The sequence below is a fragment of the Agrococcus sp. Marseille-Q4369 genome, assembly GCF_018308945.1.
Classification (GTDB): Bacteria; Actinomycetota; Actinomycetes; order Actinomycetales; family Microbacteriaceae; genus Agrococcus.
The window spans coordinates 1520255-1542451 of record NZ_CP070501.1 but is presented as its reverse complement, the minus strand read 5'-3'; the positions used below and the strand labels follow the sequence as shown (position 1 = coordinate 1542451).

General features: G+C 72.8%; 19 protein-coding genes and 1 tRNA gene. 17 read left to right on the top strand and 3 right to left on the bottom strand.

Going from position 1 to position 22197, the window contains the following annotated elements; all coding sequences use genetic code 11:
• Positions 1–70: 70 nt before the first annotated feature.
• From JSQ78_RS07715 to JSQ78_RS07680, 8 genes are all read left to right on the top strand, one after another.
• Positions 71–352 carry a hypothetical protein gene (locus JSQ78_RS07715; protein WP_211446820.1) on the top strand — a complete coding sequence of 94 codons (282 nt, stop codon included), beginning with the start codon at positions 71–73 and terminating at the stop codon, positions 350–352.
• A 10-nt stretch (positions 353–362) separates the two neighbouring features.
• Positions 363–1250 carry an alpha/beta hydrolase gene (locus tag JSQ78_RS07710; protein ID WP_211446818.1) on the top strand — a complete coding sequence of 296 codons (888 nt, stop codon included), beginning with the start codon at positions 363–365 and terminating at the stop codon, positions 1248–1250.
• 9 nt (positions 1251–1259) lie between these two features.
• A complete protein-coding gene (locus tag JSQ78_RS07705; RefSeq protein WP_211446816.1) occupies positions 1260–2285 on the top strand; it encodes an alpha/beta hydrolase in 1026 nt (341 codons plus the stop codon).
• Positions 2286–2294: 9 nt separating this feature from the next.
• Entirely contained in the window at positions 2295–3344 is a 1050-nt protein-coding gene (lplAB, locus tag JSQ78_RS07700; protein WP_211446814.1) for a lipoate-protein ligase LplAB, read from the top strand.
• A 55-nt stretch (positions 3345–3399) separates the two neighbouring features.
• Positions 3400–4242, top strand: coding sequence for a TerC family protein (locus JSQ78_RS07695; RefSeq protein ID WP_211446813.1), 843 nt, complete (start codon positions 3400–3402; stop codon positions 4240–4242).
• A 39-nt stretch (positions 4243–4281) separates the two neighbouring features.
• The gene (locus JSQ78_RS07690; RefSeq protein WP_211446812.1) at positions 4282–4614 is read left to right on the top strand and encodes a GNAT family N-acetyltransferase; all 333 of its coding nucleotides are present in this window, start codon (positions 4282–4284) and stop codon (positions 4612–4614) included.
• Positions 4615–4792: 178 nt separating this feature from the next.
• A complete protein-coding gene (locus tag JSQ78_RS07685; RefSeq protein WP_211446811.1) occupies positions 4793–6277 on the top strand; it encodes a cell wall-binding repeat-containing protein in 1485 nt (494 codons plus the stop codon).
• Between the two features lie 166 nt (positions 6278–6443).
• Positions 6444–6517, top strand: a tRNA-Gly gene (locus JSQ78_RS07680).
• A gap of 45 nt (positions 6518–6562) precedes the next feature.
• Here the strand turns inward: JSQ78_RS07680 and JSQ78_RS07675 are convergent.
• Together JSQ78_RS07675 and JSQ78_RS07670 are read right to left on the bottom strand one after the other, a co-directional pair.
• The gene (locus tag JSQ78_RS07675; protein WP_211446810.1) at positions 6563–7072 is read right to left on the bottom strand and encodes a hypothetical protein; all 510 of its coding nucleotides are present in this window, start codon (positions 7070–7072) and stop codon (positions 6563–6565) included.
• 43 nt (positions 7073–7115) lie between these two features.
• Positions 7116–8057: an EamA family transporter gene (locus tag JSQ78_RS07670; protein WP_211446809.1), complete on the bottom strand. Its 942-nt coding sequence runs from the start codon at positions 8055–8057 to the stop codon at positions 7116–7118.
• Between the two features lie 146 nt (positions 8058–8203).
• Here JSQ78_RS07670 and JSQ78_RS07665 point away from each other — a divergent pair, with 146 nt between their 5' ends.
• From JSQ78_RS07665 to JSQ78_RS07630, 8 genes are all read left to right on the top strand, one after another.
• Positions 8204–9217: an ABC transporter ATP-binding protein gene (locus tag JSQ78_RS07665; protein WP_249295535.1), complete on the top strand. Its 1014-nt coding sequence runs from the start codon at positions 8204–8206 to the stop codon at positions 9215–9217.
• A 71-nt stretch (positions 9218–9288) separates the two neighbouring features.
• A complete protein-coding gene (locus tag JSQ78_RS07660) occupies positions 9289–10320 on the top strand; it encodes an ABC transporter permease (RefSeq protein WP_211446808.1) in 1032 nt (343 codons plus the stop codon).
• Positions 10321–10339: 19 nt separating this feature from the next.
• Entirely contained in the window at positions 10340–10813 is a 474-nt protein-coding gene (locus JSQ78_RS07655; RefSeq protein WP_211446807.1) for a YbaK/EbsC family protein, read from the top strand.
• A 66-nt stretch (positions 10814–10879) separates the two neighbouring features.
• Positions 10880–13123, top strand: a complete 2244-nt coding sequence (glgX, locus tag JSQ78_RS07650; protein ID WP_211446805.1) for a glycogen debranching protein GlgX — start codon at positions 10880–10882, stop codon at positions 13121–13123.
• Positions 13124–13131: 8 nt separating this feature from the next.
• On the top strand, positions 13132–15456 hold the full coding sequence (gene treY, locus JSQ78_RS07645) for a malto-oligosyltrehalose synthase (RefSeq protein ID WP_211446803.1): 2325 nt from the start codon (positions 13132–13134) through the stop codon (positions 15454–15456).
• A gap of 537 nt (positions 15457–15993) precedes the next feature.
• Positions 15994–16569 (top strand): hypothetical protein, encoded by a 576-nt coding sequence (locus tag JSQ78_RS07640; protein WP_211446801.1) that lies wholly within the window; start codon positions 15994–15996, stop codon positions 16567–16569.
• Positions 16570–16637: 68 nt separating this feature from the next.
• Positions 16638–18362: a malto-oligosyltrehalose trehalohydrolase gene (gene treZ, locus JSQ78_RS07635; RefSeq protein ID WP_211446799.1), complete on the top strand. Its 1725-nt coding sequence runs from the start codon at positions 16638–16640 to the stop codon at positions 18360–18362.
• Positions 18363–18509: 147 nt separating this feature from the next.
• Positions 18510–19526, top strand: coding sequence for a hypothetical protein (locus JSQ78_RS07630; protein ID WP_211446798.1), 1017 nt, complete (start codon positions 18510–18512; stop codon positions 19524–19526).
• Here the strand turns inward: JSQ78_RS07630 and JSQ78_RS07625 are convergent.
• A complete protein-coding gene (locus JSQ78_RS07625; RefSeq protein ID WP_211446797.1) occupies positions 19493–20374 on the bottom strand; it encodes a helix-turn-helix domain-containing protein in 882 nt (293 codons plus the stop codon). The two genes, JSQ78_RS07630 and JSQ78_RS07625, sit on opposite strands and share 34 nt — an antisense overlap.
• A gap of 192 nt (positions 20375–20566) precedes the next feature.
• Here JSQ78_RS07625 and JSQ78_RS07620 point away from each other — a divergent pair, with 192 nt between their 5' ends.
• The gene (locus tag JSQ78_RS07620; RefSeq protein WP_211446796.1) at positions 20567–22033 is read left to right on the top strand and encodes an amidohydrolase; all 1467 of its coding nucleotides are present in this window, start codon (positions 20567–20569) and stop codon (positions 22031–22033) included.
• The last annotated feature ends 164 nt before the right edge of the window (positions 22034–22197 follow it).

Genomic DNA, 22197 nt, shown 5'->3' with positions numbered 1-22197 from the left:
GCTGCTCGCGGGTGGCGAGCGTGGCCGAGGGATCGAAGGTGCCGAACCGCTCCCGAGGCTATGCGCCGCGGTGGCCGACGCGATCGGGCGCAACGCGCGAAAGATCGCCGCATCTTCGCTCCGTGCCAAGACGAGCGCTGCTTCCCGGCCCGCAGCGCGGCTCGCGCTCTTCCTCGAAGCGTCTCGCGACGAGCGCCTGCGCTCCGCGAGCGAGGGCATCGTCCTGCACCGCATCGCACATCACGACGAGCGCGACCCGCGGCCGCTGCTCGAGGCCGTCGTGCGCGGCGCGCTCGCGGCTCCCGACACTCACCCGGCCGCGCTGACGGCGGCTCCCGAGCAGTCGACGTAGACTCCGCGACATGCAGATCACCGCCCTCCGCGACGAGTCGACGTTCGTCGACCTCCAGGGGGTCACGATCCACCTCTACAAGTGGCAGCCGGGGAAGCCCAAGGGAGCGGTGCTCATCGCGCACGGTCTCGGCGAGCACGCGCTGCGCTACGAGCACGTCGCACAACGCCTCGTGCAGGCCGGCTACGCCGTCTGGGCGATCGACCAGCGCGGGCACGGCGCGACGGGCGTCGAGCAGCATGGCGGCGACCTCACGAAGCTCGGCCGGGTCGGTCCCGGGGGCGTGCGCGCCGTCGTGGGCGACCTCGTGAACGCGCTCAAGCGGATGCGGGCAGAGCACCCCGCGATCCCGATCGCGATCCTGGGTCACTCGTGGGGCTCGCTCTCCACCCAGATCCTGCTCAACAGCCACAGCGATCTCGTCGATGCGGCGGTCCTGAGCGGTACCGCCTATCGCGTGCCGGGCTGGATGAATGCCGGCGACCTCAACGCGCGCCACGCCCACCTCGGCACGACCGGCTTCGAGTGGCTCTCCCGAGATCCTGCCGTCATCACCGCGTTCGTCGACGACCCGCTCACCTTCCCCGCCGACGCGCGCCGATCCTTGGGCGTCGTCGACGGGCGTCGCCTGTACGGCGTGCCGAAGCGCATCCAGCCGCCCATCCCGCTGCTCATCGCGGGCGGCTCCGACGACTCGCTCGGCGGCGCGAAGTCGCTGCGACGGCTCGCGGAGGCCTACCGCCGTCGCGGCGGCCTCGACGACGTGACGCTGACGATCTACCCCGGCGCGCGGCACGAGATCTTCAACGAGATCAATCGCGCCAAGGTGCTCGACGACCTGGCCGCGTGGCTCGACGAGCGCCTGTTCGAGCCCCGGGTCGAGACGCCCGGCGCTTAGGCTGGCTCGATGGCCGAGCCGTGGATCCCCGACGTGCTCGGCGCCCCGTTCGAGCAGCGCACGCTCCCGCTCGGCGACGACGCCGAGGGGGAGGTCGTCGCGACGCTAGTGCGCAGCCTGCCGAGCCTGGGGCAGCGGATGCTCGCGCCGCTCGCCGACGTCGATGTCCTGTACGTGCACGGCTGGTCGGACTACTTCTTCCAAGCAGGGCTCGCGCGGGCGTGGAACGATCTCGGCGCCCGCTTCTACGCGCTCGACCTGCGCAAGTACGGCCGCTCGCTGCGCGACGGGCAGACGCCCGGCTACGTCGACTCGCTCGACGCCTACGACGACGACATCGCCGCGGCCCTCGAGGCGATGGGCCATGCCGGTGCGGAGCGCTCGCGGCGGCTCGTGCTGCTCGGCCACTCGACCGGCGGCCTCACGCTCACGCTCTGGGCCGCGCGGCACCCGGGCGTCGCCGCTGCGCTCATCCTCAACAGCCCGTGGCTCGAGCTGCAGACGGGTGCGGTCGCGCGGCAGGCGATCGCGCCGCTGCTGCGGGCCCACGCGCGGGTCGCGCCGCTCAGCGCTCCGCCCGCGATCGAGCTGAGCACCTACGCGCGGGCGCAGCGCGAGATCGGCTCGCTCCCCGCCGCCGAGGGGCGAGAGCGCTGGCGTCCCTCCGAGGCGTTCGCGATCCACCCCGGCTGGCTCAACGCCGTCCTCGCCGGTCACCAGCAGATCGGGGCCGGCGTCGACGTCGGCTGTCCCGCGCTCGTGCTGCTCTCGGCGCGCTCGATGCCGCCGTTCCGGTGGGTCGACGGGCTGACGAGATCCGACTCGGTGCTCACGGTCGACGACATCGCCCGCGCGGCGACGAGGATCGGATCGCTCGTCACGATCGCGCGGATCGAGGACGCCATCCACGACGTCTTCCTCTCGTGGCCGCAGCCGCGGGCCGACGCGCATCGCGTCATGCGCGCGTGGTCGACCGCGACGCTGCGCGGTCCGCGGCTCGCCCGCCCGCGCGCGGTCGCTGCCACCGCCTCTTAGGCTGGGGCCATGCACGGCGAGTACAAGGTCCCCGGCGGCAAGCTCGTGGTGGTCGACCTCGAGGAGCAGGACGGCCGCATCGCCGGCTTCCGCCTCGCGGGCGACTTCTTCCTCGAGCCCGACGACGCGCTCGGCACGATCGACGCGGCCGTCAACGGCCTCCCCGTCACCGCGACCGCCGCCGAGATCGGAGAGGCGATCAAGCGCGCACTGCCGCAGGAGGCGGTGCTGCTCGGCTTCACGCCCGAGTCGGTCGGCGTCGCGACCCGGCGCGCGCTGCAGCACGCGAGCTCGTTCAGCGACTACGAGTGGACGATCATCGACGACGAGCCGCGATTGCCGATCGTGCACGTCGCGCTCGACGAGGTGCTCACCGAGGCCGTCGGCGCCGGCTCGCGCGGACCGACCCTGCGCTTCTGGAACCTCGCGGGGCCCGCCGTCTACCTCGGCTCGTTCCAGTCGTACCGCAACGAGGTCGACCCCGAGAACGCGCAGCGCTACGGCATCCCCGTCATCCGCCGCATCACCGGCGGCGGCGCGATGTTCTCCGAGCCCGACAACGCAATCACCTACTCCCTCTACGTGCCGGGCGACCTCGTGCAGGGCATGAGCTTCCAGGACTCGTACGCGTTCCTGGATGCGTGGGTCATCGGGGCGCTCAAGGGGCTCGGCATCGACGCGTTCTACGCGCCGCTCAACGACATCACCTCGTCGCAGGGCAAGATCGGCGGCGCAGCCCAGAAGCGGCTCGCCTCCGGCGCGGTGCTGCACCACGCGACGATGTCCTACGACATCGACGCCGACAAGATGACGCAGGTGCTGCGCATCGGCCGCGAGAAGCTGAGCGACAAGGGCACCACGAGCGCGAAGAAGCGCGTCGACCCGCTCAAGTCGCAGACCGGCATGGCGAAGGCCGAGGTGCAGGAGGCGCTCAAGGGCACGTTCCGGAGGCTCCACGGCGGCACCGAGGGCTCGCTCACCGGGGCCGAGCTCGCCGAGGCCGAGGAGCGCATCCGCTCGAAGTTCGCGACCGAGGAGTGGCTCCACCGGGTGCCGTGAGCGGGGCGGGCCCGAGGAGGGATTCGCAGGATCCGCGCCCTACGATCCACTCGACATGGACTTCTCACTAGAGCTCACGCCCGACCTCGTCGCGATCTTCCTCACACTGTTCGTGCTCGAGATCGTGCTCGGCGTCGACAACGTCATCTTCATCTCGATCCTCGCCGCGAAGCTCCCCGAGTCGCAGCAGGCGAAGGCGCGCACCCTCGGGCTCACGCTCGCGATGGTCATGCGCGTCGGCCTCGTGCTGCTGGCCGGCTGGATCATCACCCTCAACGACGACCTCTTCACCGTCTTCGGGATGGGGTTCTCGGGTCGAGAGCTCATCCTCATCGGCGGCGGCGGGTTCCTGCTCTACAAGGCGATCCACGAGATCCACCTCAAGCTCGAGGGCGAGGAGGACTCGCACGTCTCGACCGCCGCGAAGGCGACCTTCGGCGCCGTGCTCGCCCAGATCCTCGCGATGGACCTCGTGTTCTCGCTCGACTCGGTCATCACCGCGGTCGGCATGACGAGCAACATGATCGTCATCATCAGCGCGGTCGTCATCTCGTTCGGCATCCTGCTGTTCGCCGCTCGTTACATCTTCGAGTTCGTCAACCGCCACCCGACGGTCAAGATGCTCGCGCTGTCGTTCCTGCTGCTCATCGGCGTGTTCCTCATCGCCGAGGGCTTCGGCTTCCACATCGACAAGGCGTTCATCTACGGCCCGATGGTGTTCGCGGTGCTCGTCGAGAGCCTCAACCTCGCGGCGGCCCGCCGCCGCAAGCGCCAGGGCAAGGCCGAGGAGGAGGAGGCGGTGCGGCTCCATGTGCGCACCTACGCGACCCCCGTGCGCGGCAGCGCCGACGACGCGGTGACGGGGCACAGCCACCCGCAGCGCGATAGCTCCGCGTGAGCCTTGCCGCCCATCCGCCTTCGGGGTTGGATGGGCGGCATGACCGATCCCGCAGCGTCAGGCACCCACGTGGTCGTCGGCGACGACTCCGACCGCTCGCGCTTCGAGGCGCACATCGGCAGCCAGCTCGCCGGGGTGCTCTCGTACGCCGATGACGAGGAGACGGGGGAGCGCACGCTCCAGCACACCGTCGTCGGGGAGGCGTTCGGCGGCCACGGCGTCGGCAGCGCGCTCGCCGCGTTCGCGATCGGGGAGGCGCGGGAGGCAGGTCGACGGATCGTGCCGCAGTGCACGTTCGTGCAGCGCTGGCTCGAGAAGCACCCCGATCAGGCCGACGTGATCGCGCACCGCTCCAAGCCCTCCGCGCCGTAGTCGCGTGCCGCGCGGGAGGCGCGGGCGATTGATCGCGCGATGAGCCGATGCGGGGCGTCGCCGTCTTCGTGCAGGCTTGGCTCAAGAGTCGCCGAGAGCGCTGGGGGACAGTGCGGACGGTGTTACGTTGCCCCTGCGCGCCGTCGACGGGGACGGCCGAACGGGCCGCGGGCTCCCAATGAAGCAGCAGCTGCTGGCGGTCGTGACCGCCGCGATGGTAGGCATCGGCGTCATCGCCGCCGCCCCGACGCCGGCGCCCGTGCCGCCCGAGGTGCCCGCGCAGGTCGAGCGCGTCGCCGCCGTCTTCGACGGCATCAACGCCTGCCGCGCGGCGAAGGACCTCGAGCCGCTGCTGTTCTCGCCCGAGATCTCGGACGGGTCGCTCGAGTGGAGCCTCGAGATGGCCGAGACGGGCGTCTTCGCCCACAGTCCCGACCCGGGGTCGCACCTCCCTCGCGGCTCGTCTCGCGAGGGCGAGATCATCGCGCCGCGCTGGGATCGCGACGCCCTCGGCCTCGTCGACCAGTGGATCGCGTCGCCGCCGCACGAGGCCGCGCTGACGCGCGACTTCACCGTCATGGGCGTCGGCATCGCGATCGGCGACGACGGGAAGATGTACGGCACCGTGCACTTCGGGCGCTACCGGGATGCGGATGCGATCGACGCGTTCGTCGACGTGCGCTCGTGGCTCGACGCGATCGGCGCCGAGGGTGCGGCGAGCCTCGAGCCGGCCGCGCCGCCCGCCCCGACCGGACCGACGGTGTCGCGGGTCGCGGGCGCCGACCGCTTCGAGTCTGCGGTGCTGCTCTCGCGCCGCTGCAACGACCCAGCGGTCACGCAGACCGCCTACCTCGTCTCGGGCGAGGCATTCGCCGACGCGCTGAGCGCGGCCCCGGCCGCGGCTCAGCCCGGTGGTGCCCTGCTGCTGACCCGACGCGAGCAGCTGCCGCCGTCGGTCGGCGAGGAGCTCGCCCGGCTCGCTCCCGCGAGGGTCGTCGTCGTCGGCGGCTACGGGGCGATCTCCGCGGGCGTCGAGGCAGCCGTCCGCGAGCTGATGCCGCTCGCGCAGGTCGATCGCGTCGCGGGCGCCGACCGGTACGCGACGAGCGCGGCGATCGCCCGCGACGCGTTCCCCGGCTCGGCCGAGGCATTCATCGCCTCGGGGCTCCGCTTCGCCGATGCGCTGAGCGCCGCGCCGATCGCTGCCCTGCGCGGCGCGCCGGTGCTGCTCACGCCGCCCGGCGAGCTCGCGCCGGCGCTGCACGACTACCTCGACGAGCGCAGCCTCGTCTCGGTCACCGTCGTTGGCGGCACGCCGTCGGTGTCGGTCGCCGCCGAGCGCTCGATCGCCGACGTCACCGGCGTCCGAGCCTCGCGGCTCTCGGGCATCGACCGCTTCGCGACCAATGCGCTCGCGGCGCGGCGCGGCTCGGTCGCCGAGCAGGAGACGGTGCTGCTCGCCTCGGGCTACGACTTCGCCGACGCGCTCGCGGCCGTCGCGGTCGCGAACCGGGTGGGACCGCTGCTGCTCTCGACCCCCACGTGCGTGCCGGCCGGCACGCTCGCGATGCTCGAGAGCACCTACCGGCCGAGCGAGGTGTTGCTGCTCGGCACCGAGGGGACGCTCGGCGCGCGAGTCGCCACGCTCGAGCACTGCGACTGACCGGTGCGCGCCGTCGCGCCGACCTGAGGCCCGCCCGACCGGTTCGGCGCTGCCGGGAGCCCCTGCCGCCCTCGCTCGACCACCCACCCGGTCGGGGATGCGAGCGGCCACCGATGCGCGACCGGTCGAGGTGCCGTACGATGGGAGACGCCGCGAGAGCGGCGCTGCGGATGTAGTTCAATGGCAGAACTTCAGCTTCCCAAGCTGATAGCGCGGGTTCGATTCCCGTCATCCGCTCCACGAGGCCCGGTCGATGACCGGGCCTTCGTCGTGTCGGGGCTCGCGTCAGCTCGGCAGCTGCAGCGGCTGCAGCACGCCCAGCCGCAGCCACGCGAGCGGCGCGACGACCGAGAGCGCGACCGTGAGCAGCAGCGTCAGCACGACCACGACGTACTGCACGCGCCGCCGCCCGTGCGAGATGCGGCGGAAGCCCCACGCGATCGGGATGCCGACGAGCGCCACCATGACGGCGACCGTCGGCGCGACCCAGTGGGGGATGCACGCGAGCACGGCGAGCGCCGCGACGCCCACCGCGATCGGCCACATGCGCGGCTCACGCGCTTGCGGCAGCCGGGCTTCAGGCGGCGGCTCCCACGGCAGCTCCGGCAGCGGCACAGGTCCCGTGCCCGGCGCGCCCGTTGCGTCGGCGCGCTCCCGAGGCTGGCGGGCTCCGCGCGTCCACGGCGCCGCCGCCGACGGGGCGGCCGGCTCGGCGCGACCGTCGCGGCCGCCGCCCGCTGCGGCGCGGCGCTCGGGCGGCGCCCAGCGCGCCACGTCGTCGTCGTGCCCGTCCACGCATCCATCGTGGCAGGCCGCGCCGTCGTCGTCGCCGACCGGGTCAGGGGAGCGGCGGCAGCTGCATCCCGCTCGGGCCGGTGAGCGGCGGCGGCTCGCGCCTCGCGCGCGCGGCGGTGAGCGCGACGCCCGCCGAGGCGACGATGACGAGCGCGATCGCGAGCAGGTCCCAGCCCGTCAGCAGCTCGCCGATGACGAGGAAGCCGAACAGCGCGGCCGACGCGGGCTCGAGCGCCATGAGGATGCCGAACACGCGCGTCGGCACGCGGCGCAGCGCGAGCAGCTCGAGCCCGTAGGCGATCGCGCTCGAGAGCATCGCGATCCCGAACGCCGGGATCAGCACGCTCGGGTCGGCGGCGACCGCGTCGATCGCGCCGAGGAGGCCGAACGGCAGCACCGCGACCGCCGCGATGACGAGCGCGCCCGCGAGCCCGCCGACGCCCGGCACGCGCTGCCCGACCTGCGCCGAGGCGAGGATGTAGGCGGCCCAGCAGCCGCCGGCCGCGAGCGCGAGCAGCACGCCGACCGGGTCGAGGTCGCCGCCGAGCGACTGCACGCCGATGACGCCGACGCCGAGCGCCGCGACGCCGACCCACGCGAAGTCGACCGCTCGCCGCGACTGCACGAGCGCGAGCACGAGCGGGCCGAGCAGCTCGACCGTGACCGCGACCGCGATCGGGATGCGCGGCAGCGCGAGGTAGAACAGCAGGTTCATGCCCGCGAGCGTCAGGCCGAGGAAGACGATCGATCGCCACGCCGCGGCGTTCCACGAGCGGATGCGCGGGCGCGCGATGGCGAGGACGACGAGCGCCGCGAAGACGAGCCGCAGCAGCGTGAGCGCGGCGGGGTCGATGCGGTCGAAGACCGTCTTCGCGATCGACGCGCCGAGCTGCACCGACGCGATCGAGCCGAGCACGAGCAGCACGCCCACGAGCAGCCCGCCGGTCGGGATGCCGCGCAGGAAGGAGCGGGCGGAGGCAGGCACCCCTCCAGCGTAGGACGGCGCGGCGGCCCCGAGCGGCCGCGCACGGGTCACGCCAGAGGATGATCTTCGGGCGAGCCTGTTCCGCTGCTCGGGCGCGAGCCCCAGGATGTGGCTATGGATCGTCCCTCCTGCCGCCGGCGGCTGTCTTGAGCGCGCCCGCGAGCCCCGGCGCGCCCGAGCCGCTGCCCGCAACCCCCGTCTTCGTCGACCCGGTCCGCCCGGACGACGGCGTCGACCTCGCCGCCGACGGCATCGTCGTCGACGGGCTGCGCCGCAGCTTCGGCGGCGTGCACGCGGTGCGCGAGATGACCTTCCACGCGAAGCCGGGGCGCGTCACGGGGCTCATCGGTCCGAACGGCGCCGGCAAGACGACGCTCATGCTCATGCTCGCGTCGCTGCTCGCCCCCGACGCGGGCGCGATCCGCGTCGCCGGTGCCGACCCGGTGCGCGACCCGCGCGCCGTGCGGCGCGTGATGGGATGGATGCCCGACGTGCTCGGCACCTGGCGCACGCTCTCGCCGCGGCAGATCCTCGTCACCGTCGGGCGCCTGCACGGGCTGCCGGAGGGCGCCGCGCGGGATCGCGCCGACGAGCTCATCGTGCAAGCGCGGCTCGAGGAGCTCGCGAACCGGCCGAGCCGCGTGCTCTCGCGCGGCCAGCAGCAGCGGCTCGGCCTCGCCCGCGCGCTCGTGCACGATCCGCGCGTGCTGCTCCTCGACGAGCCGGCGGCCGGGCTCGACCCGACGTCGCGGCTCGAGCTGCGCGAGCTGCTGCGCGGCTTCGCGGCCGCGGGCGGCACCGTGCTCATCTCGAGCCACGACCTCTCCGAGCTCGACGAGATCGCGCAGGACGCCGTCTTCGTCGACCGCGGCGAGGTCGTCGGCGGCGAGCGGCTCGTGCTCGCCCGGCAAGCGGCGCGCGAGTGGCGCGTGCGCGCGCTCGACCCGCGCGCGCTCAGCTATCAGCTCGCGAGCATCGGCGTCGCCTTCGACCGCGTGCGGCTCGAGGGCGACGTCGCCCTCATCGCGCTCGACCGGGAGGAGCACGCCGCCGACCTGCTGCAGCGCCTCGTCGCCGCCGGCGTGCCGATCGTCCACTTCGCGCCCGCCGTCGGCGACATCGAGCGCACCTACCTCGGACTCGCGGGAGGCCGCCGATGAGCCAGACAGCGACCGCCTCGCCCGAGGCGCCGACGCCTGCGCCCCCTCCCGTCCGGGGGGTCGGGGCATGGATGCGCATGCTCGGCGTGGTCGTGCGGCTCGAGCTCGCGCAGCGCGTGCGGAGCGTCGCATGGTACATGCTGCTCGTCGTCGTCGGACTCGTCGTCGGCGGCGTCATCGTCGTGCTGTTCCTGTCGCTCGCCGGCTACCAGCGCGACCTCGGCGGCGCGATCTTCTCGACCACGATCTTCCTCGTCATGCTCGTCACCTCGCTCGTGACGCCCGCGCTGAGCGGCAACGCCATCAACGGCGACCGCGACGGCGGCACGCTCGCCGCGACGCAGGTGACGCAGGTGACGGCCGCGCAGCTCGTGCTCGGCAAGGTGCTCGGCGCGTGGGTCGCGTCGCTCGGCTTCCTCGCCGTCTGCACGCCGTTCATGCTCGGCTCCGCGCTGCTCGGCGGACTGCGCATCGAGGCGGTCGCGATCGCGATCCCGGTCGTCGTGGTCGAGATCGGCGTCGTCTCGGCGATCGGCGTCGGACTCTCCGGGCTCATCCGCCGCCCCGTGCTCTCGACCGTCGTCACCTACCTCGTGGTCGCGTTCTTCAGCGTCGGCACGCTCATCGGCTTCGGCGTCGCGACGATCGCCTTCCAGAGCCAGGAGACCTACCACGAGGTCGAGTGGGACTGGGACGAGACGACCGATGCGACGACGTGCCGCGTCACCGATCGCACGTTCGAGACGACCGTGCCGCGTCCCGACCGGGTGTGGCCGCTGCTCGCCGCGAATCCCTACGTGATCCTCGCCGACGCTGTGCCGCCGTACTTCGACGCGAGCGGCTACCCCGACGACCTGCTCGGCCATCTCGCGCTCGGCGTGCGCTACGCGCAGCTGCCGCCGGTCATGGAGGAGTGCCCGGAGATCCTGCCGGACGGCACGTGGGAGGGCGAGACGGCCGAGGAGGTCTACGAGCGCACGGTGCCCAGCTGGTTCGTCGGCCTCGCGATCCACCTCGCGCTCGCGGCGCTCGCGGTGTGGGGCGCGATCGCCGCGGTGCGGGCACCGGCCGGCACGCTCGCACCCGGCAGCCGCATCGCCTGATCTCCGCGATGATGAGGGCATGACGCTGCCTCCCAGAGCCGAGGCGATCCGGCGAGAGCTCGCCGCGCTCGGCATCGACCGCGAGATCATCCGCTTCCCCGAGGGCACGCACACGGCGAAGGCCGCGGCGGCGGCGCTCGGCATCGACGTCGGCGCCATCGCCAACTCGCTCATCTTCTGGATGGCGGATGCGCCCCTGCTCGTCATGACGTCGGGTCGCCACCGCGTCGACACGGCAGCGCTCGCCGAGCAGCTCGGCGCCGGCCCGATCGAGCGCGCGACGCCGGAGCAGGTGCGGGCCGCGACCGGGCAGGTGATCGGCGGCGTCGCCCCGCTCGGGCATCCCGAGCCCATCCGCACGATCGTCGACGTCGCGCTCGCCGACTACGAGCAGCTCTCGGCGGCGGCCGGCACCGCCGACACCGTCTTCATGCTGAGCTACGAGGAGCTGCTGCGCATCACGGGCGGCGAGGAGCGCGTCGTCGGCGACTAGTGCGGTGGGAGCAGCGGTGCCGGACCTCCAGCCCCACCACAGGAGGCCCGCCATACACTCAGCCCGATGACTGACACCGCTTCCGCCCCTGAGCTCCAGGTCTGGCCCGGCGAGCCGTACCCGCTGGGTGCGACCTTCGACGGCACCGGCACGAACTTCGCCATCTTCACCGAGTCGGCCGAGCGCGTCGAGCTGTGCCTCTTCGATGACGACGACGTCGAGACCCGTGTCGAGCTGACCGAGGTCGACGCCTTCGTCTGGCACGCCTACCTCCCGAGCGTGCAGCCCGGGCAGCGCTACGGCTACCGCGTGCACGGCCCCTACGAGCCCGAGCAGGGGCTGCGGCACAATCCCGCGAAGCTCCTCCTCGACCCCTACGCGAAGGCGACGAGCGGCACGATCGAGTGGGGCCAGCCGCTCCACAGCTACAACTTCGGCGATCCGCTGAGCCGCAACGACGACGACTCCGCGCCGCACATGGTCAAGGGCGTCGTCATCAACCCGTTCTTCGACTGGACGGGCGACCGCTACCCGCGCACGCCCTACAACGAGACGGTCATCTACGAGGCGCACGTCAAGGGGCTCACGCAGACCCACCCCGACCTGCCCGAGGCGCTCCGGGGCACCTACGCGGGCCTCGCGCATCCGTCGATCATCGCCCACCTGCAGAAGATCGGCGTGACGGCGATCGAGCTCATGCCCGTGCACCAGTTCGTGCACGACGCGGTGCTGCTCGAGAAGGGCCTGCGCAACTACTGGGGCTACAACACCCTGAGCTTCTTCGCCCCGCACGCGGAGTACGCGGGAACGGGCGAGCGCGGCCAGCAGGTGCAGGAGTTCAAGGCGATGGTGAAGGCGCTGCACGCCGCCGGCATCGAGGTCATCCTCGACGTCGTCTACAACCACACCGCCGAGGGCAACCACATGGGCCCGACGCTCTCGTGGCGCGGCATCGACAACCAGGCCTACTACCGGCTCGTCGAGGGCGACGAGCAGTTCTACATGGACTACACCGGCACGGGCAACAGCCTCAACGTCGCCCACCCGCACGCGCTGCAGATGATCATGGACAGCCTGCGCTACTGGGTGACCGAGATGCACGTCGACGGCTTCCGCTTCGACCTCGCCTCCACGCTCGCGCGCGAGTTCTACGACGTCGACCGGCTGTCGACCTTCTTCGAGCTCGTGCAGCAGGACCCGGTGATCAGCCAGGTCAAGCTCATCGCCGAGCCGTGGGACATCGGCCCGGGCGGCTACCAGGTGGGCAACTTCCCGCCGCAGTGGACGGAGTGGAACGGCAAGTACCGCGACCAGGTGCGCGACTTCTGGCGCGGGGAGCCGACCGCGCTCGGGGAGTTCGCGAGCCGCCTGGCCGGCTCCGCCGACCTGTACGAGCACTCCGGTCGCCGGCCCGTCGCATCCATCAACTTCGTCACCGCGCACGACGGCTTCACGCTCCGCGACCTGGTCAGCTACAACGAGAAGCACAACGAGGCCAACGGCGAGGACGGCAACGACGGCGAGAGCCACAACCGCTCCTACAACTACGGCGTCGAGGGGCCGACCGACGACCCCGAGATCCTCGCGATCCGCGCCCGCCAGCAGCGCAACTTCCTCGCGACGCTGCTGCTGAGCCAGGGCGTGCCGATGATCCTGCACGGCGACGAGCTCGGCCGCACGCAGCAGGGCAACAACAACACCTACGCGCAGGACTCCGAGCTCAGCTGGATCGACTGGTCGGCGATCGACCAGCCGCTCATCGAGTTCACGGCCGCGATCGCGCAGCTGCGCCACGACCACCCGACCTTCCGCCGGAAGCGCTTCTTCACCGGCACGACGGTGCGCACGGGCAACGGCGAGCGGCTCAACGACATCGTGTGGCTGCGCGGCGACGGCACCCCGATGGAGGACGGCGACTGGGATGCCGCGGCGAGCGAGAAGACCGTCGGCATGTACCTGAACGGCCACGGCATCGCCGGCCGCGGCGAGCGCGGCGAGCGGATCGTCGACGACCACTTCCTCATCTACTGCAGCGCCTCCGACGAGGAGCGCGAGCTCACGCTGCCGCCGAGCGAGTACTCGGAGGCGTGGGACGTGCTCATCGACACCGGCGCGCACGAGCCGCACGACGGCCGCGTCGATGCCGGCACCGCGCTCCGCATCGCGCCGCGCGCGCTGCTCGTGCTCCGCGAGCACCGGCCGCCGGTCGAGCAGGACTTCTCGGTGGCGGCCTCGATCGCGGCGACGAACGGTCTCGCGACCGGTGCGATCCCCACGGTCGCCGCCGACGCATCCGAACCCCAGGACTGAGGAGACCCGTGCGCGCGCCGCAGAGCACGTACCGACTGCAGATCAGCGAGGAGTTCACGCTCCTCGACGCGGCCGCCCGGCTCGAGGCGCTCGCCGACCTCGGGGTCGACTGGGTGTACCTCTCGCCGATCCTCGACGCCGAGCCCGGCTCGAACCACGGCTACGACGTCGTCTCGCACGCGCGGATCGACGCGTCGCGCGGCGGCTCCGAGGGGCTGGATGCGGTGGCGCAGGAGGCGCGCAGGCTCGGCATGGGCGTGCTCGTCGACATCGTGCCGAACCACATGGGCGTCGCGGTGCCCGAGCACAACGCGTGGTGGTGGCAGCTGCTGCGAGAGGGGCGCGAGAGCGCGATAGCACCGTACTTCGACGTCGACTGGGACGCGGGCGGCGGCAAGCTGCTGCTGCCGATCGTCGGCGACGACGACTGGTCGGAGGACGGCACCGTCGGCCACCTCGCCATCGAGGACGGCGGCGAGGCGCTCCGGTACTGGGACACGCGGCTGCCGATCGCACCCGGCACCGGCGAGGGCACGCCGCACGAGGTGCTCGAGCGGCAGCACTACCGGCTCGGGCACTGGAAGCAGGGCGACGACCAGCTGAACTACCGTCGCTTCTTCGCCGTCTCGACGCTCGCCGCCGTGCGGGTCGAGCTGCCCGAGGTCTTCGAGGCGACGCACGCCGAGATCGCGCGCTGGTTCGACGAGCGGCTCGTGCAGGGCCTGCGCGTCGACCACCCGGACGGCTTGCGCGACCCCGCGGGCTACCTCGACGACCTCGACCGGCTCACCGGCGGCGCGTTCGTGCTCGTCGAGAAGATCCTCGAGCCGGGGGAGGAGCTGCCGCGCTGGGCGACCGCCGGCACGACCGGCTACGACACGCTCGGGCTCATCGACCGCGTGCTCACCGACCCCGCCGCGGCCGAGCCGCTCGACGCGCTCGACGCGCGGCTGCGCGGCGGCGAGCGCGTCGACTGGGCCGAGATGATCCACGGCACGAAGCGCGGCATCGCCGACGGCATCCTGCGCGCCGAGGTGCTGCGGCTCGAACGCGAGGTGCGCGCGGCGGATGCGTGGGGCGAGCGGGGCGCGCCGGTCGACGCCGCCGACGCGATCGCCGAGCTGCTCGCGTGCTTCCCCGTCTACCGCTCCTACCTGCCCGAGGGGCGCGACCACCTCGGCCGCGCGGCCGAGCTCGCCAAGCAGCACCGGCCCGACCTCGCCGACACGATCGACGCGCTGCTCCCGGTGCTCGGCAACCCCGAGCAGCCCGCCGCGCTGCGCTTCCAGCAGACGAGCGGCATGGTGATGGCGAAGGGCGTCGAGGACACCGCGTTCTACCGCTACTCGAGGCTCACGAGCCTCAATGAGGTGGGCGGCGCTCCCGAGGTCTTCTCCGTCGATGTCGGGGAGTTCCACACCTCGATGGCGCAGCGCCAGCAGGAGTGGCCGCTCGCGATGAACGCCCTCTCGACCCACGACACGAAGCGCGGCGAGGACGTGCGTGCGCGCATCACGACCATCTCCGAGGTGCCGGGCGAGTGGGAGGCGCTGCTCGACAAGCTGCTCGTCTTCGCGCCCAAGCAGGGCCGGCCCTTCGTCAACCTGCTGCTGCAGGCGATCGTCGGCGCGTGGCCGGCGAGCGAGGAGCGGCTCCTCGCCTACATGGAGAAGGCGTCGCGCGAGGCCGACGACATCACGCACTGGACGGCCCCCGACGCGGAGTTCGAGGCCAACCTCACCGAGCTCGTGCGGCAGGTGCTGCAGGAGCCCGCGAGCCGCGACGTCGAGGCGTTCCTCGAGGCGACCGACGCGGGCTTCCGCGCGAACGTGCTGAGCGCGAAGCTGCTGAGCCTCACGATCCCCGGCTTTCCCGACGTCTACCAGGGCTCCGAGGCGCTCGAGCAGTCGCTCGTCGACCCCGACAACCGCCGCCCGATCGATTGGGAGCGGATGGATGCGCTGCGCGAGTCCGCGCGCTCGCCCCTGTCGGGCAGGTGGGACCTCGAGGTCGCCAAGACGCGGCTCGTGCGCGAGGCGCTGCGCTTGCGCCGCGATCACCCCGAGCGCTTCGCGGACTACGCGCCGATCCTGCCGCACGGCGAGGCGGCGGCGCACGCGATCGCGTTCGACCGCGGCGGGGCGATCGCAGTCGCGACGCGCATGCCGATCGGGCTCGCCGAGCGCGGCGGCTGGGGCGACACGACCATCCAGCTGCCCGAGGGCCGCTGGCGCGAGCTGCTGACGACGAAGGAGCTGCGCGGCGGGGAGACGAGGCTCGCCGACCTCCTCTCGACGCTGCCGGTCGCGCTCCTCACGCGCGCCGACGCCTGACCGCTCACGTCCGCGCGCTCGAGCGGTCACTTCCGTCGTCGAGCGGTCACTTCCGTCTTCGAGCGGTCACTTCCGTCTTCGAGCGGTCACTTCCGTCTTCGAGAGGTCGCTTCCGTCTTCGAGCGGTCAGTTGCGCCCGCCCGCCGCCGTGCCGACGCAGCGTCCGCCGCAACGCTCGATCGGCGGCTCGGACGCGCGGCATCGACCGCGCACGGACCGAACTGACCGCTCACGGGCGGAAGTGACCGGTCACGGGCGGAAGTGACCGCTCACGGGCGGAAGTGACCGGTCACGGGCGGAAGTGACCGCTCAGGATGAAGATGCTCTCGGCGCGTTCGCAGACGCTGTTACTACGATGGGCGGGTCTCGCGTGCTGGAGCTCGCGACTCGGTTCGCGTCGCATCGACTGCGACGCCGAGCCGGTCGCGCCGCCGCCGGAGGGGTCGGGCTGCTGGTGGGTGTGCTCGGCCCCTCCGCCGCGGCGCGCCGCGCGCGCGTCTGATGCGCTCGGGCACAGGGGAGGCATAGCCTGCCCTCATGCAGCACGACGCGCAGGCGCCCGACGACCACCAGCAGCCGCGCTACGGCCAGCCGCAGCAGGGCCAGTCCTACGGCGGTCAGCCGTCCAGCCAGCCCTACGGCGATCAGCCGGTGAGCTACGCGCCGTACGGCCAGGGCGCCGAGTACGGCCACGGTGCGCAGCACGGCCAGCCCGCCTACGGCGCGGCCGTGCCGATGCCTGCAGTCGTCAAGTGGGGCCTCGGCATCCAGTGGGCCGGCGTCGCGCTCGGGGTCATCGGCATCGGGATCGCCGGGCTCGGCCTGCTCGCGTTCGCGGGCGCGGGCGACGCGGGGATGCTCGGCGCGGTCGGGATGCTGATCGCCGTGGCGGCCGTGCTCGTCGTCGCGCAGGTCATCGTGCTGCTGTTCGCCACGAAGGGCCGGAACTGGGCGCGCATCGTGCTCGCGGTGCTCGCCGCGCTCGGCATCGTCACGTCGCTCTCCTCTGGCCAGGGCCTCAACTTCGGCTCGCTCATCTCGATCCTCAGCGTCGTGCTGCTCTTCCTGCCCGCGGCCAACGAGTGGTATCGCCCGCGATCCGCGCAGCGGTAGCGAGGCGCCCCGGCCGGCTCCCAGGCAACGGGCAGGCTCGCGCGGCGCGGCCGTCCTAGCCTCGGATCATGCTGCACGAGTACCGGGTCTGGGCGCCGAACGCCGAGCGGATGCGCGTCGTCGCCGCCGACGAGTCCGTCGAGATGACGAGCGCCGAGGGCGGCTGGTGGCACGCGCTCGCCCCGGCGGGCGACTACGGCTTCCAGATCGACGACGACGACGCCGTGCGGCCCGACCCGCGCAGCATGCGCCAGCCCGGCGGCGTCCACGAGCGCTCCCGCGTGTGGGACGCATCCGCCCACGCCTGGCAGGACGCGGGATGGACGGGCAAGCCGATCGCCGGCGGTGTGATCTACGAGCTGCACGTCGGCACGTTCACGCCCGAGGGCACGCTCGAGGCGGCCGCGGGCCGGCTCGACCACTTGCGCGAGATCGGCGTCACGCACGTCGAGCTGCTGCCGATGAACGCGTTCAACGGCACGCACAACTGGGGCTACGACGGCGTCGCCTGGTTCGCGGTGCACGAGGGCTACGGCGGCCCCGACGCCTACCAGCGCTTCGTCGACGCCGCGCACGGCGCGGGGCTCGCGGTCGTGCAGGACGTCGTCTACAACCACCTCGGGCCGTCGGGCAACTACCTGCCGCTCTACGGGCCCTACCTCTCGAGCGCGGGCCGCTCGACGTGGGGCGAGCACGTCAACCTCGCCGAGCCGGCGGTGCGCCGTTACATCCTCGACAACGTGCGCTTCTGGTTCGAGGACATGCACGTGGATGCGCTGCGGCTCGACGCGGTGCACGCGCTCCACGACGAGGCCGAGACGCACATCCTCGAGGAGATGGCGATCGAGACGGCGGCGCTGGCCGCGCACCTCGGTCGGCCGCTCGAGCTCATCGCCGAGAGCGACCTGAACGACCCGAAGCTCATCACGCCGCGCGAGGGCGGCGGCTACGGGCTCGACGGGCAGTGGTCGGATGACTTCCACCACGGCGTGCACGTCGCCCTCACGGGCGAGACGGCGGGCTACTACGCCGACTTCGAGCCGCTCGCGGCGCTCGGCAAGGCGCTCGAGCGCGGCTTCTTCCACGACGGCACCTACTCGTCGTTCCGCGGCCGTGACCACGGGCATCCGATCGACGTCGAGCGCTCGATGTCGTGGCGGCTCGTCGTCGCGGCGCAGAACCACGACCAGATCGGCAACCGCGCTCGCGGCGATCGCATCACCGAGGTGCTCGACGAGTCGCAGCTGCTGTGCGCGGCGCTGCTGCTCTACGCGGGCCCGTTCACGCCGATGCTCTTCATGGGCGAGGAGTGGGCGGCGTCGACGCCGTTCCAGTTCTTCACGTCGCACCCCGAGCCCGAGCTCGGCAAGGCGACCGCCGAGGGGCGGCTCGAGGAGTTCGAGCAGATGGGCTGGGACCCGGCCGTCGTGCCCGACCCGCAGGACCCCGCGACGTTCGAGCGCTCGAAGCTCGACTGGACGGAGGCCGAGGGCGGGCGCCACGCCCGCGTGCTCGAGGGCTACCGGCAGCTCGCGCAGCTGCGGCGCGAGCTCGAGGCGCTCACCGACCCGCACTACGCGCGCAATCGCGTCGAGGTCGACGAGGAGCGGCGCGTGCTGCGGCTCGTGCGTCGGGCGGGCATGGCGGATGCTGTGGAGATCGTCATCAACGTCGGTCGCGAGCCGCAGACGGTCGCGGTCGAGCGCGCCGAGCTGTGCTTCGCGACCCACCCCGACGTCGCGCTCGACGGCGAGCTGACGCTCCCGCCCGGCTCCGGCGCCCTGCTCGCTTGACCCCGCGTCGAAGTGCACGCCACGACAGGTAGAGGGCGTGTCGTGCGAATGGGCGGTCCAGTCGAGCGACTCGCCCTATAGCTGCGACCAGCGGTATCGGCACGGAGGGAAGGGCAAGACGCGGGCCGCGACGGCTACCGTTGACGCGTGACCCAGCTCGTCGGCGACCTCTCCTTCCCGCACGTCGGCTACCTCGAGTCGCGTCGCGGCCCGATCGTCGAGATCCGCCTCTCGCACCACCCCATCGGCCAGCGCCGCACCTACCTCCGCGTGCCCGAGGGCGCGGGCGAGATCCCCGCGGGCGTCTACAGCACGGCGGTCAAGCGCATCGACGGGGTCGACGAGGACGGCTGGTTCGCCGAGATCGAGCTCGAGCGCGAGCGGCCCGACGGCACGGTGCGCACGGACGCGACGCGCGACGACGAATGGCGCTCCGAGGAGCGTGGCCTCTACGTGTCGAGCAGCATGCAGGACTTCCTCCCGCAGGAGCCGCCCCTCGAGCGGGAGGGCGAGCAGCCGGTCAATCCCTATGGACTCTGGGCGCTCGACCCGCAGGGCGAGGCATTCCTCGTCGACGCCGAGCTCGACGACGCCGGTGGGTTGGTGATCGAGCCCGCGACCCGCTTCGGCAAGTCGCTCCATCCCTGGACGTACCGAGCAGCGATGCCGGACGGGCTCGCGATCGACGAGACCGCGCTCGACGATGTCGACGCGCTCGTCGAGGTGCAGCTCTACGACTTCGACGGGTCGACCGAGCGGGTGTACGAGCTGTGGCAGCTCGGTGCGCGGCGAGCGATCGAGCGGTCGGCGACGCAGCCGCTCCCCGACTTCGACCCGGGGGTCTGGATGCGGTGGCTCACTCCCGTGGACGGCGGCAACCCCGTCGCCTTCGGCGGCTTCATGTTCCCCGGGGATCGCGTCATCGAGCTGCAGCCCGTCATGCCGGTGGAGCCGGAGTGGGCGACCGGTCGCGTGCTGACGATCCCGATGCCGAGGCCCGGCATCGAGTTCGAGGATCGCCGCGAGGTGACGGTGTACGGCAAGCCGTTCAAGGAGCTGCGCTCGTCGGTGCCGAAGATCCAGAAGCGCCCGCCGACGCCGCTCGGCCGGTTCGTGCTCGAGGCGGAGGGCTACATGCCGCCGGGCTGGAGCGCGCTCGGCTGAGCCGCGGCGGCCGTCTTCGGCACCGCGAAGCGGCGCCGGTAGGCCGAGGGCGAGACGCGCAGCTGCCGCGTGAAGTGGTGCCGCAGCAGCGCAGCCGTGCCGAACCCCGCCTGCTGCGCGACGACGTCGAGGCCGAGGTCGGTCGCCTCGAGCAGCGCTTGCGCGCGCTGCACGCGCTGCGACGTGAGCCACGCGGCCGGCGTTGTGCCGAGCTCCTCGCGGAACCGGCGCGCGAACGTTCGCTCCGAGAGGTTCGCCCGCCGCGCGAGTGAGGCGACGGTGTGCTCCTCGTCGAGGTGCGCGACCATCCAGTCGATGAGCTGCGCGAGCGTCTCGGCGCGCTGCTCGGCGACCGGCCCGACCGCGAACTGCGACTGGCCGCCGTCGCGCAGCGGCGGCACGACCATCGAGCGGGCGATGACCGCGGCGGCCTGCGCGCCGTGCAGCTGGCGCACGACGTGCAGCGACGCGACGATCGCCGCGGCCGTGCCGGCGCTCGTCGTGACGGGTCCGTCGTCGACCCACAGCGCGTCGCGCTCGAGCGCGATGTGCGGGAACTGCGCGGCGAGGCCGTCGATGTGCCGCCAGTGCGTCGTCGCTCGCCGGCCGTCGAGGATGCCGGCCTTCGCGGCGACGAACGCCCCCGAGCACAGCGCGAGCACGCGGCCGCCGCGCTCGACGGCGCGCTGCAGCACCCGCGAGACCTCGAGCGAGCACTCGCCGTCGTGCTCGCACTGCGCGTACCGCGTGAGGATGAGCACGTCGGCCTCGTCGGCGAAGCCGAGCCCGTACTCGACCATCATCGGCAGGTCGAGCCCGCCGGCGACCTGGGCCAGCAGCGTCGCCACGGACCCCACGTGGCTCGCCATCATCGCCGCGATCGGCGCCGTCGGATCCCTCGCGACCGTCGTCGTGCTCCTGTGCCAGCAGGCGCCGCGCCGGAAGCCCGATCTCGAGCGCATCGCGCGCCGCCGCGAGCCGCGACCCGCGCACTGACGCGGCGCGCACGGCGGGCTCGGCCGCGGCCCCACAATGGAGCCATGCGACTCGCGAACGCCCGGCTCCTCGACGGCTCCCTGACCGACATCGACATCGTCGACGGTGAGATCGAGCGCGTCAGCCCGGCGGGATCGACGCCGTCGACGGGGGAGCGCCGAGACCTCGAGGGCGCGGTCGTCATCCCCGGGCTGTGGGACGAGCACACGCACATGAGCCAGTGGGCGCGGCATCGCACGCGCCAGAGCGTGCTCGCCGCGGAGTCGGCCGAGGAGGCCGCCGCGATCGCGACGGCGGCAGTCGTGCGCCACTCGGGCCCCGACCCGCTCGTGCTCGTCGGCATGCGCGACGGCCTCTGGCCCGCCGCCCCGACCCGTGCGCTGCTCGACGAGGCGACCGGCTCGGTGCCGACGCTCGTCGTCTCGAGCGACGTCCACTGCTCGTGGCCGAACACCGCGATGCTCGCGCGCCTCGGGCTCGAGCTCGACGGTGCGCTGCTGCGCGAGGACGCCGCATTCGCCGCGCTCGGCGACGTCCAGGCGATGCTCGACCCCGACGCGCTCGACCGCCACGTCGTCGACGCCCTGGCCGCCGCTGCGGCGCGCGGCGTCGTCGGGGTCGTCGACCTCGAGTTCGGCGACGCCGTCGGGCAGTGGCTGCGCCCCGGCCGGGCGACGCCGACGCGCGTCGACGTCGGCATCTACGCCGGCGAGCTCGAGCTCGCCGCCGAGCGCGGGCTGCGCTCGGGCGACGTCATCGCGGGCCGCGCCCGCGTGGGCGGGCTCAAGGTGATCTCCGACGGCTCGCTCGGCACGCGCACGGCGTGGACCGCGCATCCGTACGGCACCTCGAGCGCCAAGGTCGACGGCGGCGACTTCGGCCGGGGCGTGCGCAACGTCGACGACGAGGCGCTCGATCGGCTGCTCGCTCGGGCCGCCGAGCTCGGGCTCGATGCCATGGTCCACGCGATCGGCGATGCGGCCGTCACCGCGGCGATCGACGCCTTCGAGCGCGCGGGCGTCGGCGGGCGCATCGAGCACGCGCAGCTCGTCGCGGGCGTCGACATCCCGCGGATGGCGAGGCTCGGCATCGTCGCCTCGGTGCAGCCGGAGCACGCGCTCGACGACCGCGAGCTCATGGCCTCGCTGTGGTCGGACCGCTCGCGCGATGCCTATCGCTTGCGCTCCCTCGTCGACGCGGGCGTGCGCGTCGTGCTCGGCTCCGACGCTCCCGTCACGCCGCTCGACCCCTGGCTCGGCATCGCGACCGCCGTCACCCGCACGCGCGGTGACGAGGCCCCGTGGCAGCCTGAGGAGGCGCTCTCGCTCGAGCAGGCGATCGCCGCATCGAGCCGCACGCGCATCGCCGTGGGCGAGCTCGCCGACCTCGTCGTGCTCGGTGCGCCGCTCCCCGCGACCGGCGACCCGCACGAGGCCGCCGCGGCGCTGCGCGCCATGCCGGTCGCGCTCACGCTCGTCGCGGGCGAGCCGATCTTCGACGGGATGGGCTGACTCGGGACCCTGCGGACCCAGACAGCGGATGTGTTGGACCGTTGTGGATCCGGCACAACAGGCCGTGAGGCGTCCCTGGCTGCGATTGCGGTCGCGACCAACGGCCTCGCGCGGACTCGAGGGTCGTGCCTACCGTGAGGACGCATCCGTCCTGTCCTGAAGGA